The following is a 12815-nucleotide window of genomic DNA, read 5'->3' as shown; positions in this document are numbered from 1 at the left end:
ACGGCGCGTGAAACCCGTCCGCCGAAACCCGTACACACGGGGGCGTACCGGCGCGCCCCGCATTGACACGTGTAACGGCGCTGCCTACGTTGACGCCCGGGTCAGGGCGCTTCCGCCCGGCCGTCGAGCAGTGACGCGAGGCCCGTGGCAACGGGCGGCGAAGGTGGGCGGGATGGACACGGCGCACGGCACGGAGCAGCGGCGCTGCCACCGCCCGCACCGTGCGGTCCTGGCCCGGCACATCGACCTGCTGCGCGTCAGCAGCGCACTCTGTCGCGGCTGAACACCCCCGGGCCGCCCGCCCGTCGAGGCACGAACCGCACGTCGGCACGCACCCCGCACCCCGCACCACCCGTCGCAGCCCCGGCGCGCACGAACGACCGTGTGCGCGAGTCGCGTTCGCCCACCCCAGTCTTCCCCCTTCCCTCCACCGCCGCCTGCCGCCGCGCGCCGCCCCGTACGGGACGCGGGCCGCGGTGCGGCCGTCCTCCCCGCGCCGGAGTCGCCAGATGACCGACCTGCCCCGCGCCGCCGCCCCCACCGACGACGGGCCTCCCCCGCCACCCCCCGACCGCGAGGGCGCCGGCCTCGCGCCGGACCGCGCCGACGAACAGCGGGTGGTGCCGCTGCGCCACCCGCTGCGGTGGGTGCTGACCGCGGCGGTGCTGGTGGTCGTCGCGCAGATCGCCCACGGCCTGGCCACCAACCCGTTCTTCCAGTGGGGCAGGTTCCGCTACTGGTTCCTGCGGCCGGTCATCCTGCACGGGCTCGGCGTCACGCTCCAGGTCACCGCGTGGAGCGCGGTGTTCGGGCTGCTCGCCGGCGTGGTGCTCGCCCTCGCCCGGATGTCGCGCAGCCCGGTGCTGCGGATCGTCAGCTGGGTGTACGTCTGGCTGTTCCGCTCGATCCCGCTGATCGTGGTGCTGCTGTTCCTCGCCAACTTCCAGGCGCTGTACGCCACGTTGAGCCTCGGTGTGCCGTTCGGCCCGCACTTCGTCGACTTCGACGAGTCCAGGGCCGCCACCAGCATGGTGGTCGCGGTGGTCGGGATCAGCCTCAACGAGGCCGCGTACGCCGCCGAGGTGGTGCGCGGCGGGCTGCTGTCGGTGGACCAGGGCCAGCACGAGGCGGCGGCCGCGCTCGGGCTGCCCCGGCACTACCAGTTCACCCGGATCATCTTCCCGCAGGCGCTGCGCGCCATCGTGCCGGCCTACGTCAACCAGCTCATCGGCCTGGTGAAGAGCACGTCGCTGGTCTTCTACGTCTCCCTGCTGGACGTCTTCGGCCGCGTCGAGACGCTGGGCAGCACCTACCCCGGCGACATCGTGCCGCTGCTGCTGGTGGCGACGGTCTGGTACGTGGTGCTGACCAGCGTGGTGTCGGTCGCGCAGTTCTACGTGGAGCGGTACTTCTCCCGCGGCGCGCTGCGGACCCTGCCGCCGACACCGCTGCAACGGCTGCGCTCCGGGTTCCTCGACCTCCGGGCCCGGGCCCGGCTCGCGACGGGAGCGGCCCGATGAGCGCGGCGGCGAAGGCGGGCGGGACGCGGGAACGCGCGGCGCGGCCGGTCGCGGTCACCGTCCGGGGCGCGTACAAGCGGTTCGGCGCGCAGCAGGTGCTGGCCGGGGTGGACCTGACCGTGCCGGCCGGCGAGGTGACGGTGATCCTCGGGCCGTCCGGCTCCGGCAAGTCCACGCTGCTGCGGACGATCAACCACCTGGAGAAGCTGGACGCCGGGCACGTCGAGGTCGGCGGCGAGCCGGTCGGGGTGCGCCGGCACCGCGGGCGGTTCAAGGAGCTGGGCGAGCGGGCGATCCTCGCGCAGCGCGGCCGGATCGGCTTCGTCTTCCAGAACTTCAACCTCTTCCCGCACCTCACCGCGCTGGAGAACGTGGCCGCCGCGCCCGCGGCGACCGGCCGCAGGAGCCGGGCGCAGGCGCGCGAGGCGGCGCGGGAACTGCTCGCGCGGGTCGGGCTCGGCGACCGGGCCGAGGCGTATCCGCGGCAGTTGTCCGGCGGGCAGCAGCAGCGGGTGGCCATCGCGCGGGCGCTCGCGCTGGAGCCCGGCGTGATCCTCTTCGACGAGCCCACCTCGGCGCTCGACCCCGAACTGGTGGGCGAGGTGCTGTCAGTGATCAAGGACCTGGCCACCGGCGGCACCACGCTGATCGTGGTGACCCACGAGGTCGGCTTCGCCCGGGAGGTCGCCGACAGCGTGGTCTTCCTCGACGGCGGCCGGGTCCTGGAACAGGGGCCGCCCGCGGACGTGCTGTCGGCCCCGCGCCATCCCCGGACCCGGGAGTTCCTCAGCCGCGTCCTGTGAGGCGGCCGCCCGGCTCCGGGCCGCCGCCCCGCGTCCCACCGCACCCCGGTCGCCGCCACCGCCGTTCCCGGGTCCCCACCGTTTCCGTGTCCCTCGCTTCCGGGCCCCGCCGTTCCCGGGTCCCCGTGTCCGTGTCCCCCGCAGTTCCCCGCCGCACCCGCCAAGGAAGGCCGCCATGCCCCGTACCGCTTCCAGACTCGCCCTGAGCGCCGTCGCCGCGACATCCCTCCTGCTGGGCCTGGCCGCCTGCGGCAGCGACGACGGCTCGGGCTCCGGCGCCCCCGCCACGGCGGACGCCAAGGGCACCGTGACGGTCGGCGCGCTGTCCAACGGCGCGGCGAAGCAGACCACCCTGAAGGTGCCCGAGGTGGCCTCGATCCGCGCCGAGCTGCCCAAGTCCGTCCTGGACAGCAAGGAACTGGTGGTGGGCCTGGGCTTCCTGCCCTCGGGCTCCCCGCCGATCGGCTACACCGGCACCGACCAGAAGACCCTGACCGGGTCGGAGCCCGACCTCGGCCGACTGGTCGCGGCGGTCTTCGGGCTCAAGCCGGTGCTCACCGACGCCACCTGGGACAACCTGTTCATCGGCATCGACAGCGGCAAGACCGACGTCGGCTTCTCCAACATCACCGACACCGAGCAGCGCAAGGAGAAGTACGACTTCGCCAGCTACCGGCAGGACAACGTCGGCTTCGAGGTCCGCAAGGACGACGCCTGGAACTTCACCGGCGACTTCAACCAGCTCGCGGGCAAGACGGTGGCGGTCGCCTCCGGCACCAACCAGGAGAAGATCCTGCTGGAGTGGCAGAGCAAGCTCAAGGCGGAGGGCAAGAAGCTCACCATCAAGTACTACCAGGAGGCGAACAGCACCTACCTGGCACTCGACTCGCGCCGCATCGACGCCTACTTCGCGCCCAACCCCAGCGTCGCCTACCACGTCGCCAAGACCGCGGGCAGCCCGCAGGCCACCCGCAGCGCGGGCACCTACTCCGGCGCCGGGGCGAGCCTCCAGGGCCTGATCTGCGCCACCACCAAGAAGGACGACGGCCTGGTCAAGCCGCTGTCGGACGCCATCAACTACCTGATCAGGAACGGCCAGTACGCGAAGTGGCTGGCCGCGTGGAACCTCAGCGACGAGGCGGTGCCGAGCGCGCGGATCAACCCGCCCGGCCTGCCGCTGAGCAACTCCTGACGGCGCCCCGACCCCGGCCCGGCTCCGGCCGGAGTCGGGCCGGGCCGCCGGATCGGCCCGGTCCCGCGGGATTTTCCGCGGGCCGGGCCGGCGTTGTCCCTCAGGAGCACCCGCAGGCGCCCCCGGGCGCCGCACACCGCACACCGCACATCCGGAACGGAGAGTCACGGCGCCCATGTCGACCAGCCCTCGGACCACGCCACCGCCCTCGTACGCGCCCCTCCCGCAGGACCCGGCAAGGACGCCCGGCGCCCACGTCCTGGACAACGCCGCCTGGGCCTCGATGAGCGGCGAGCACCGGCACCTGGCGGAGTTCGTCGGCCGGGCGGGCCGCTACCTCCGCGACGTGTCGCCGTTCGTCGCGGTCGCGGACCCCGCCGACCCGCGCGCGTGGGCCGACCTCGCCGAGCTGGTCGGGCCGGGCAACTCCTTCACCATCGCCGGGCTCGCCGAGCCGCCCGCCGGGTGGGTCGCGGGCGAGGCGATCGCGGGCGTGCAGCTCGTGGCGACCACGCTGCGCGGCGAGCCCGACCCCGAGGCGGTGCCGCTCGGCCCCGCCGACGTCCCCGAGATGCTGGACCTGGTGGCGCGGACCCAGCCGGGCCCCTTCCTGCCCCGCACCGTCGAGATGGGCGCCTACCACGGCATCCGCCGCGCGGGAGCGCTGGTGGCCATGGCCGGGGAGCGGCTGCACCCGCCGGGCTGGACCGAGATCAGCGCGGTGTGCACCGACCCCGACCACCGCGGGCACGGCCTGGCGACCCGCCTGGTCCGCCACGTCGCCGCCGGGATCGGTGCCCGCGGCGACACGCCGTTCCTGCACGCCGCCGCCGCGAACACCTCCGCCATCCGGCTGTACGAGTCGATCGGCTTCACCCTCCGCCGCACCACCTTCTTCCGCCAGGTCCGGGTGCCCGACCAGGCCGCGCCGGCGCCGGACGCCGTGTCCGCGCCCGCCCCCGGGCCGCTGCCCGTGCCCCCGCCCGCCTCCCCTCTCGACGTGAGGTGAGCGGCCATGCCCGAGGCCCACGCTCGCACCGCGCTCGCCGTCCCGCGGGCCGGGTCCGCCACCGGTCCGCCGCGACCGGTGCCCGGTCCAGGCCGGCCGCCGTTCGCGGGCCGGGCGGCCCGGGTCGCCCCGGTCGGCCGAGGGTGCCGCGGCGGGCTCCGTCCGGTCGGCGCACCCGCGCCCGGCCGCCCCGCGGGGTCCGGTGACGAGGCCGTCGGCGCCGTGGTCGGGGACGGCCGCGCCCGGGGCGGGCTCGTCCCCGGGTCCGGCGTGTAGGGCGGGGCCCGCCATGACGCTCCGGGCCGCGGCGCGTTCGCTGCCGCGCCGCGGCCGGGTGGTCCACCTGCACGGGCGCCGGCACATCGACCTGCTGCGGGTGGCCGGCGCGCTCTGTCGCCGCTGACCGCCCCGCCGCGCCGCGCGGCGGCGCCGGGGAGAGGCCCCCGCGCGCCCCGCCCCGGGCGGCCTGCCGCGCCGTCACCCTGACCCGCCCCAGCCGGAGGACCGGACACCCATGAGCACGCAGCAGAAGCAGATCCACCTCGCCGCCCACTTCCCGGGCGTCAACAACACCACCGTGTGGAGCGACCCCGAGGCCGGCAGCCACATCGCGTTCGACTCCTTCGCCCGCTTCGCCCGCACCGCCGAACGCGCCAGGTTCGACTTCCTGTTCCTCGCCGAGGGACTGCGGCTGCGCGAGCAGGGCGGCCGCATCTACGACCTGGACGTGGTGGGCCGCCCCGACACCTTCACCGTGCTCGCCGCGCTCGCCGCCGTCACCGACCGGATCGGCCTGGCCGGCACCATCAACTCCACCTTCAACGAACCCTACGAGGTGGCACGGCAGTTCGCGTCCCTCGACCACCTGTCGGCCGGCCGCGCGGCATGGAACGTGGTCACCTCCTGGGACGCCTTCACCGGCGAGAACTTCCGCCGCGGCGGCTTCCTGGAACAGGGCGACCGCTACACCCGGGCCGAGCAGTTCCTGCGCACCGCCCAGGAGCTGTTCGACTCCTGGCGCGGCGACGAGGTCGCGGCCGACCGGTCGACCGGCCGCTTCCTCACCGGCCCGGGCGCCGGCGCCTTCCGGCACGAGGACGAGCACTTCGCCATCGAGGGCCGCTTCAACGTGCCGCGCAGCCCGCAGGGCCGCCCGGTGGTCTTCCAGGCCGGCGACTCGGACGACGGCCGGGAGTTCGCGGCCCGCTCGGCCGACGCGATCTTCAGCCGGCACGCGGAACTGGCGGCCGGCCAGGCGTTCTACCGCGACGTGAAGGGGCGGCTGGCCCGCTACGGCCGCGCCCCGGAGGAACTGCTGATCCTGCCCGCAGCGACCTTCGTCCTCGGCGACACCGACGACGAGGCCCAGGACGCCGCCCGGGAGGTCCGCCGGGCCCAGGTCAGCGGCCAGACCGCGATCAAGCTGCTCGAACAGGTCTGGAACCGCGACCTGTCGGCGTACGACCCGGAGGGCCCGCTGCCGGACGTGGACCCGGACCCGGGCGAGCACACCCTCGCGCGCGGCCGGGCCAGCGTGCGGATGGTCCGCGACCCGCTGGCCGTCGCCCGCGAGTACCGAGAGCTGGCCGCCGCCGAGCACCTGTCGATCCGCGACCTGGTGATCAGGACCAGCGCACGGCAGACCTTCATCGGCTCCCCCGCCACCGTGGCCGACGCCATCGACGCGTACGTCCAGGCCGACGCCAGCGACGGGTTCATCCTGGTGCCCCACGTCACCCCCGGCGGCCTCGACGCCTTCGCCGACACGGTGGTGCCGCTCCTCCAGGAGCGCGGGGTCTTCCGCACCGAGTACGCGGGCACCACCCTGCGCGACCACCTCGGGCTCCCGCCGCGCCCCTGACGCCCGCGCGGGCGGGCGCCGGGGGCGGAGGGGCCCCGGCGCCCGGGCTCAGGCGCCTCCGGCCGCCAACTGGTCGACGGTGGCCGCGGCGCCCTGCTGCCGGAAGGCGTCCCACAGCTTCCGGTACACCCCGCCCGCGGCGAGCAGCGACGCGTGCGTGCCGGTCTCCACGACCGTGCCGTGGTCCAGCACCACCACCCGGTCGGCCCGGGCGGCGGTGGTGAGCCGGTGCGCCACCACGAGCGTGGTGCGCCGGCGGGTCAGCGCGTCGGTGGCCGCCGCCACCCTGCTCTCGGTGGCGAGGTCGAGCGACGCGGTGGCCTCGTCCAGCAGCAGCACGTCCGGGTCCACGAGTTGGGCCCGCGCCAGCGCGAGGAGCTGGCGCTGCCCGGCCGACAGGTTGCGGCCGCGCTCGCCGACCGGCTGGAGGTACCCGGCTTCGAGCGTCGCCACCATCTCGTGGGCGCCGACCGCGCGGGCCGCGGCCTCCACCTCCGCGTCGGTCGCGCCGGGCCGGCCGTAGGCGATCGCGTCGCGCACGGTGCCGCTGAACAGGTGGGCCTCCTGCGGCACCACGCCGAGCCGGCTGCGGTACCCGGCCAGGTCCAGTCCGCGCAGGTCGTGGCCGTCGACCCGGACCGCGCCGGAGGTGGGGTCGTAGAACCGGGCGATCAGCTTCATGACGGTGGACTTGCCCGCGCCGGTCGCGCCGACCAGCGCGACCGTCTCGCCGGGCGCGATCCGCAGGCGGACGGCGTGCAGCACCTCCTGCCCACCGCCGCCCTCGTACCCGAAGGACACGTCGTCGAAGACCACCTCTCCCTTCAACCGGCGTACCTCGCGCGGATGTTCGGGGACCGGCGTGCCGGTGGGGGTGCGCATGAGGGTGCGCAGCCTGCTGAGCCCGACGACCGCCTGCTGGTAGCCGTCGAAGACCTGCGAGAACTGCTGGATCGGCGAGAAGAACAGGTCGACGTAGAGCAGGAAGGCGATCAGGGTGCCGGCGGTGAGAGCGCCGGAGCGGACCTGCCCGGCGCCGACCGCGAGCACCGAGGCGGTGGACAGGGTGCCCAGGAACTCCACGAACGGGAAGAACGTCGCCATGTAGCGCTGGGCCCGCAGCCGCGAGTCGCGGAAGGACCAGGCGAGCCCGGCGAAGTCCTCGGCATTGCGGCGCTCCCGGCGGAACGCCTGGGTGACGCGGATCGCGGTGACGTTCTCCTGGAGGGCGGCGTTGACGGCGCTGACCCGCTCGCGCGCCTCGTGGTAGGCGGGCACCGAGTGGTGGCGGAAGACCGCGGTGCCGACGACCAGCAGCGGCAGCGCGCCGAGCAGCACCACCGCCAGCCCGGCGTCGATGACGAGCAGGGTGACGAGCACGCCGAACACCGTGAGCAGGCTGACCACCGCGGTGATCAGACCGGTCTGGAGGAAGGTGGACAGCGCGTCCACGTCGGTGGTCATCCGGGTCATGATCCGGCCGCCCAGCTCGCGCTCGTAGTAGTCCAGGCCGAGCCGCTGGAGCTGGGCGAACGTCTTGACCCGCAGCGTGTAGAGCAGGCGTTCGCCGGTACGGCCGGTGGTGCGGATCTGACCGACCCCGATCAGCCAGTCCGCGAGGACGACCACCGCGGCGGCGGCCGCCGCCTCCAGCAGCACCCGTCCCGAGTGGTGCGCCACCCCGTCGTCCACGCCCCTGCGCACCAGCACCGGCACGATGATCTGGGCGAGCGCGTCGAGGGCGACCAGGGCGAGGCCCAGCAGCAGCGCCAGCCGGAACGGCCGCACCAGCGGGCGCAGCCCGAAGTGCGGGTCGGCCGCGCGGGTACGGTCCGCGGGCACGTCGGGGTCGGCGTCGCGCAGCGGCATCTTCGCCAGTCCGGCGAGGAGTTCGGGGGTGGGCGGGGCCCCGCCGAGCACGCCCCCGCCCGGGCCGCGGCCGCGTCCGGCGGTCGCCGAGGAGAGCGACATCGCCTGCGCGGCGCGGAGTGCGGCGACCTCGCCGACGGCCGGGTCGTCCTCGCCGTCGGGGCGCCGCCACAGGTCCGCGGTGACGGCGGGGGCCGCGGCGTCACGGGCCGGGCCGCCGTCGCGGGCGGGGGTCGGCGCCCGTGTCCCGGCGCCGTCGAGGGCCCCGGCCCGGTCCGGCGCGGTGCCACGCGCCCCGGTGGCGCCGGCCGCGGCGCTCGCGGCGGCCGCGGACCCGGAACCGGACGCGGACGCGGACGCGGCGACGGTGGCCGCCGGGTCAGGGTCCTCGTCGCTCGCGGCGGAGAGGGCCACGGCACCCGCAGGCTCGCCCGGGCCCGCCGCTCCCGCGGCGGCCACGGCATCGCCCGCCGACCCCGGCCGGTGGTCCGCCTCCGGCTCGGGGACGTCGACGGCCGACAGCAGGGACCGGAACAGCGCCGAGCGGGACCGCAGTTCGTCCATCGTGCCGGTGTCCACCACCCGGCCGCCGTCCAGCAGCGCGATCCGGTCGGCGAGTTCCAGGGTGGAGCGGCGGTGCGCGATGATCAGCGTGGTGGGGCGGCGCACCGCCTCGTGCAGGGCCGCGTGGATCTCCGACTCGACGCGGGCGTCGATCGCGGAGGTCGCGTCGTCGAGCACGAGCACCGCCGGGTCGCACAGCAGCGCCCGGGCGAGCGCGACGCGCTGCCGCTGCCCTCCGGACAGCGTCAGCCCCTGCTCGCCGACGACCGTGTCGTAGCCCTGCGGAAGCCGTTCGACGAACTCGTCGGCGCGCGCGACCCGGGCGGCCGCCCTGACCCGCTCCTGGCTCGCGCCGGGCTCGCCGTAGGCGATGTTGTTGCGCACCGTGTCGGACAGCAGCAGGCTCTCCTCGAAGACGAAGCCGATCCGGCCGCGCAGCGAGTCCAGGGTCAGCTCCCGCACGTCGGTGCCGCCGACGCGGACCGTGCCGGAGGGGACGTCGTAGAAGCGCGGCAGCAGCGCCGCCGCGGTGGACTTGCCGGAGCCGGCCGGCCCGATCAGGGCGACCGTCTCGCCCGGCGCGATGTCGAGGCTGAAGCCGTCCAGCAGCGGCCGGCCCTCGCCGTAGCCGAAGGTGACGTCCTGCCAGGACAGCGCGGGCGGCTCGTCGGGCAGTTCGCGGGCATCGGGCGCGTCGGTGATCACCGGGGCCTCGTCGATGACCTCCAGGACGCGTTCGGTGCCGGCCCTGGCCTGCTGCCACACGGTCAGCAGCGTGGCCACCTGGCGGACCGGGGTCACGAACGAGCCGAGGTAGCTGGTGAACGCCAGGAACGTGCCCAGCGAGATCCGGCCGTGCAGCGCGAGGTAGCCGCCGAAGGCGAGCACCGCGACCTGGCCGAGCGCGGGCACCGCTTGCAGGGCCGGGTTGTAGCGGCTGTTGTAGCGGACCACCCGCAGCCGGGACGCGAACAGCCGGCGGGCGCGCCCCTCCAGCCCGACCAGTTCGCGCTCCTCCTGCCCGAACCCCTTGACCACCCGCACCCCGGTGACGGTCGCCTCCACGCCGGAGGCGACCTCGGCGGCCTCCTGCTGGGCGTGCCAGTTGGCGGGGAACAGGTCGCGGCGGCTGCGCAGCGCGATCAGCCACAGAAGCGGGCCGACGACGACCGCGACCAGGGTCAGCAGCGGGGACAGCCACGCCATGAAGACCAGCGAGACCGCGAACATCAGGGCGTTGCCCGTCATGTTCGGCAGGAACTGCAGCAGCGTCTGGATCAGGGTGATGTCGGAGATGGAGCGGCTGACGATCTGGCCGGTGCGCAGGCCGTCCTGCTGGGCGCCGCCGAGCCGCAGCAGCGCCGCGAACGCGTCGTTGCGCAGGTCGTACTGGACGCCCAGCGACAGCCGGCCGGCGGTGTAGCGGCGGGTGAAGCCGCCGGCGAAGCGGACGGCGCCCAGCCCGGCGAGCACCGCCGTCCACACGGTGAGGGACCCGGTACGGCCCGAGGCGACGTGGTCCACGACGTGCCGCAGCACGAGCGGGAGCGTCGCCGTGGCTATCGCGGCGGCGATGGCACCGCCGAAGGCCATCAGGGCGTCCCGGCGGTGCCGCAGGCAGTACGCGCCGAGCCGGCGCACCCACCCCGTGGCGGGCCGCGCCGCGCTGTCGGGTTCCTCGGTGCCGCCGCCTCCTGCCGTACGGCCGACCCGGCCGGCCGCATCAGTGGCGCGGGGCCGCTCCGTGCCGCGCTCGGTTCCGCGGGCGGACCCCGCCGTACCGCCACCGGTCGCAGCGGCGGTGCCAGCGTCCTCGGTACGGCCGACCGGACCGGTGCCGCGGGGCTGCTCGGTTCCGCCCGTCACAGGGCGCCCGCGATCACCCTGCGGGACGCGGGAGTTCGGGACGCCGACGGACGGTGTTCGGCGGGTTCGGCCGGGTCGGCCGCTTCGGCAGGTTCGGCGAATCCCGCGACGCGCCTGCAGTGTTCCCGCGCGGCGCTGCCCGTCTCAGGGGCCTCCGGCCGGCGCGGCGCGGCCGCGCGGCGCCCGGAGGGCACGGGGTGGGAGTCGGCGTACGGGGGCTTGCGATCGGCCCTGCTGCTCATCGGACTTCGTCTCCTCGGTCACGGAAGCGGATGCGGGTACGGGCGCCGGCCGGACCGGTCCCGCGACCGGTCCCGCCGCCGTGGCGGCCGCGGTCCCGAAGGCGCCGCGGCCGGCCAGCCCGTGGGCGGTCATGTCCGGCTGGACACGTGCCCCCGGGCCCGGCACATCATGTATCCCCAACCTTTGAGCGCGTCGATCCGGTGAAGTGCTCGCGGGGCCCGGTCCGTCCCCGCCGCGGACCCCGGCGGGTGGAGGCGCGTCGGCGCGGTCGCGGGGGCCGGGGCCCGCGTGCGGGCGCCCGGCGCGCACCCGGGCGCCCCGGCCCCGACCCGCGACCGCCGGTCCGGGCCGTCCGCCTCCCGTCAGGCGGCTTCGCCACCGTCCTTCGCACCGCCGGCGGTGTCCTCCGCGGGTCCCTCCTGCTCGGTGAGCCCGGCGGCGTCGAGCAGCAGTGCGGCGGTGCTCACCGCGAGGCCGTCCAGGACCTCGGACCCGATGCCCGCGCGGGTGCTCGCGCCGTCGTACACGACGGCCAGCCGGCGGGCCAGCAGGCCGGGTTCGGCCACGCCCGCGCGTTCGGCCTCGGCCCGGAAGAAGTCGGTGATGCCCCGCTTGCCGCGCGCGGCCACGGAACTGGCGGCGTGCCCGGGGTCCTTCAGCTCGACCTGCGCCGAGAGGAAGGGGCACCCCCGGTAGCCGGGCGAGGCGGCCGCCTCCTCCATGCGCCGGAAGACGTACAGGATGCGCTCGCGCGGGGCGGCGGGCTCGCCGGGCGGCGGCATCAGCAGCGCGGCCAGCCGCGGCTCCTGCCGGGCCAGCGCGGCGGCCAGCACCTCGTCCTTGCTGCCGAAGAGCTGGTACATCGACCGCTTCGAGACCCCGGCCGCCCTGCACAGCGCGTCGATGCCGGTGCCGACGCCCTCCCGGTAGATCAGCTCCGCCGCCGCGTCGAGCAGCCGGTCGCGCGGTGAGGGCTTCGCCGTGGTGGTCATGCGCCCAGGCTAACGCCCGCGCTCGACATCGGAAACCGATCGGTCTACCGTAGGTGGAAACCGATCGGTTTCCACGACCGCCCGGCCCACCCGCAGCACCGAGCACCGGCCCGTCGGCACCGTCGGACCGGCCCACCGAAGGGCATCCCATGAAGATCGACGGCTCCGTCGCCCTCGTCACCGGCGGCAACCGCGGCATCGGCGAGCAGTTCGTCAAGGAACTGCTCGACCGCGGCGCCGCCAGGGTCTACGCCGCCGCGCGCGATCCGCGGAAGGTCGCCGTACCGGGCGCGGTCCCGCTGACGCTGGACATCACGGACCCCGCGTCCGTGCGCGCCGCCGCGGAGCAGGCCGGCGACGTCACCCTCCTGGTCAACAACGCGGGGATCGCCACCGGCGCCTCCGTCCTCGACGGGGACCTCGCCGACTTCCGGCGGGAGTTCGACACGCACGTCTTCGGCACGCTCGCCGTCAGCCGCGCGTTCGCCCCCGTCCTGGCCCGCAACGGAGGCGGCGGGCTGCTCAACGTGCTCTCCGCGCTGTCCTGGGTCGCCCTCCCGGCCAGCGCCGCCTACTGCGCGGCGAAGTCGGCGGAGTGGTCGCTGACGAACGCGCTGCGCGTCGAACTCGCCGCCCAGGGCACCCAGGTGACCGGCCTGCACATGGGCTACGTCGACACGGACCTCACCACCGACGTGCAGGCGCCCAAGTCCCACCCGGCGGACATCGTCCGCGCCGCGCTGGACGGCTTCGCCGCGGGCGACTTCGAGGTCACCGCGGACGACACCGCCCGGCAGGTCAAGGCGGCCCTCTCGGCCGGCGCCGCCGCGCTGTACCCCCGGCTGACCGCGGCGCCGGCGGTGTAGCCGGCGCGCGTGGCGCCCCCCGGCCGCGTG

9 protein-coding genes are annotated in these 12815 nt (G+C 75.6%); 7 read left to right on the top strand and 2 right to left on the bottom strand.

Translation table 11 applies throughout. The features are described 5' to 3' along the window. Window positions 1–509: 509 nt before the first annotated feature. The 6 genes from RVR_RS33770 to RVR_RS33750 all read left to right on the top strand — a co-directional run bounded on the left by RVR_RS33770 (window position 510) and on the right by RVR_RS33750 (window position 6385). Window positions 510–1520, top strand: coding sequence for an amino acid ABC transporter permease (locus RVR_RS33770; protein ID WP_202237714.1), 1011 nt, complete (start codon window positions 510–512; stop codon window positions 1518–1520). After that, complete coding sequence (locus RVR_RS33765) at window positions 1517–2323, top strand: amino acid ABC transporter ATP-binding protein (RefSeq protein WP_202237713.1); 807 nt, start codon at window positions 1517–1519, stop codon at window positions 2321–2323. The genes RVR_RS33770 and RVR_RS33765 overlap by 4 nt, the downstream gene beginning before the upstream one ends. Window positions 2324–2498: 175 nt before the next feature. Then, window positions 2499–3515 (top strand): transporter substrate-binding domain-containing protein, encoded by a 1017-nt coding sequence (locus RVR_RS33760; protein WP_202237712.1) that lies wholly within the window; start codon window positions 2499–2501, stop codon window positions 3513–3515. 175 nt (window positions 3516–3690) lie between these two features. Continuing rightward, window positions 3691–4524, top strand: a complete 834-nt coding sequence (locus RVR_RS33755) for a GNAT family N-acetyltransferase (protein WP_202237711.1) — start codon at window positions 3691–3693, stop codon at window positions 4522–4524. A 289-nt stretch (window positions 4525–4813) separates the two neighbouring features. Next, window positions 4814–4927, top strand: a complete 114-nt coding sequence (locus tag RVR_RS39005) for a putative leader peptide (protein ID WP_346731494.1) — start codon at window positions 4814–4816, stop codon at window positions 4925–4927. A 111-nt stretch (window positions 4928–5038) separates the two neighbouring features. Further along, entirely contained in the window at window positions 5039–6385 is a 1347-nt protein-coding gene (locus RVR_RS33750; RefSeq protein ID WP_202237710.1) for an NtaA/DmoA family FMN-dependent monooxygenase, read from the top strand. 48 nt (window positions 6386–6433) lie between these two features. Here RVR_RS33750 and RVR_RS33745 read toward each other — a convergent pair whose 3' ends face one another. Together RVR_RS33745 and RVR_RS33740 are read right to left on the bottom strand one after the other, a co-directional pair. Then, entirely contained in the window at window positions 6434–10684 is a 4251-nt protein-coding gene (locus RVR_RS33745) for an ABC transporter ATP-binding protein (protein ID WP_202237709.1), read from the bottom strand. Window positions 10685–11289: 605 nt separating this feature from the next. Next, window positions 11290–11919 carry a TetR/AcrR family transcriptional regulator gene (locus tag RVR_RS33740; RefSeq protein WP_202237708.1) on the bottom strand — a complete coding sequence of 210 codons (630 nt, stop codon included), beginning with the start codon at window positions 11917–11919 and terminating at the stop codon, window positions 11290–11292. Window positions 11920–12068: 149 nt separating this feature from the next. On the opposite strand from RVR_RS33740, the gene RVR_RS33735 reads away from it, so the two are divergent. Beyond that, the gene (locus RVR_RS33735) at window positions 12069–12785 is read left to right on the top strand and encodes an SDR family oxidoreductase (RefSeq protein WP_202237707.1); all 717 of its coding nucleotides are present in this window, start codon (window positions 12069–12071) and stop codon (window positions 12783–12785) included. Window positions 12786–12815: the final 30 nt, after the last annotated feature.

Source organism: Streptomyces sp. SN-593 (assembly GCF_016756395.1).
Classification (GTDB): domain Bacteria; phylum Actinomycetota; class Actinomycetes; order Streptomycetales; family Streptomycetaceae; genus Actinacidiphila; species Actinacidiphila reveromycinica.
Note: the sequence above shows the minus strand (reverse complement) of the source record. Positions and strands in the feature narration are given on the sequence as shown.

Coding starts and splice junctions, on each gene's coding strand:
- RVR_RS33760 (WP_202237712.1), top strand. CDS start 2,499: ATGCCCCGTACCGCTTCCAGACTCGCCCTGAGCGCCGTCGCCGCGACA.
- RVR_RS33755 (WP_202237711.1), top strand. CDS start 3,691: ATGTCGACCAGCCCTCGGACCACGCCACCGCCCTCGTACGCGCCCCTC.
- RVR_RS39005 (WP_346731494.1), top strand. CDS start 4,814: ATGACGCTCCGGGCCGCGGCGCGTTCGCTGCCGCGCCGCGGCCGGGTG.
- RVR_RS33765 (WP_202237713.1), top strand. CDS start 1,517: ATGAGCGCGGCGGCGAAGGCGGGCGGGACGCGGGAACGCGCGGCGCGG.
- RVR_RS33740 (WP_202237708.1), bottom strand. CDS start 11,919: ATGACCACCACGGCGAAGCCCTCACCGCGCGACCGGCTGCTCGACGCG.
- RVR_RS33770 (WP_202237714.1), top strand. CDS start 510: ATGACCGACCTGCCCCGCGCCGCCGCCCCCACCGACGACGGGCCTCCC.
- RVR_RS33750 (WP_202237710.1), top strand. CDS start 5,039: ATGAGCACGCAGCAGAAGCAGATCCACCTCGCCGCCCACTTCCCGGGC.
- RVR_RS33735 (WP_202237707.1), top strand. CDS start 12,069: ATGAAGATCGACGGCTCCGTCGCCCTCGTCACCGGCGGCAACCGCGGC.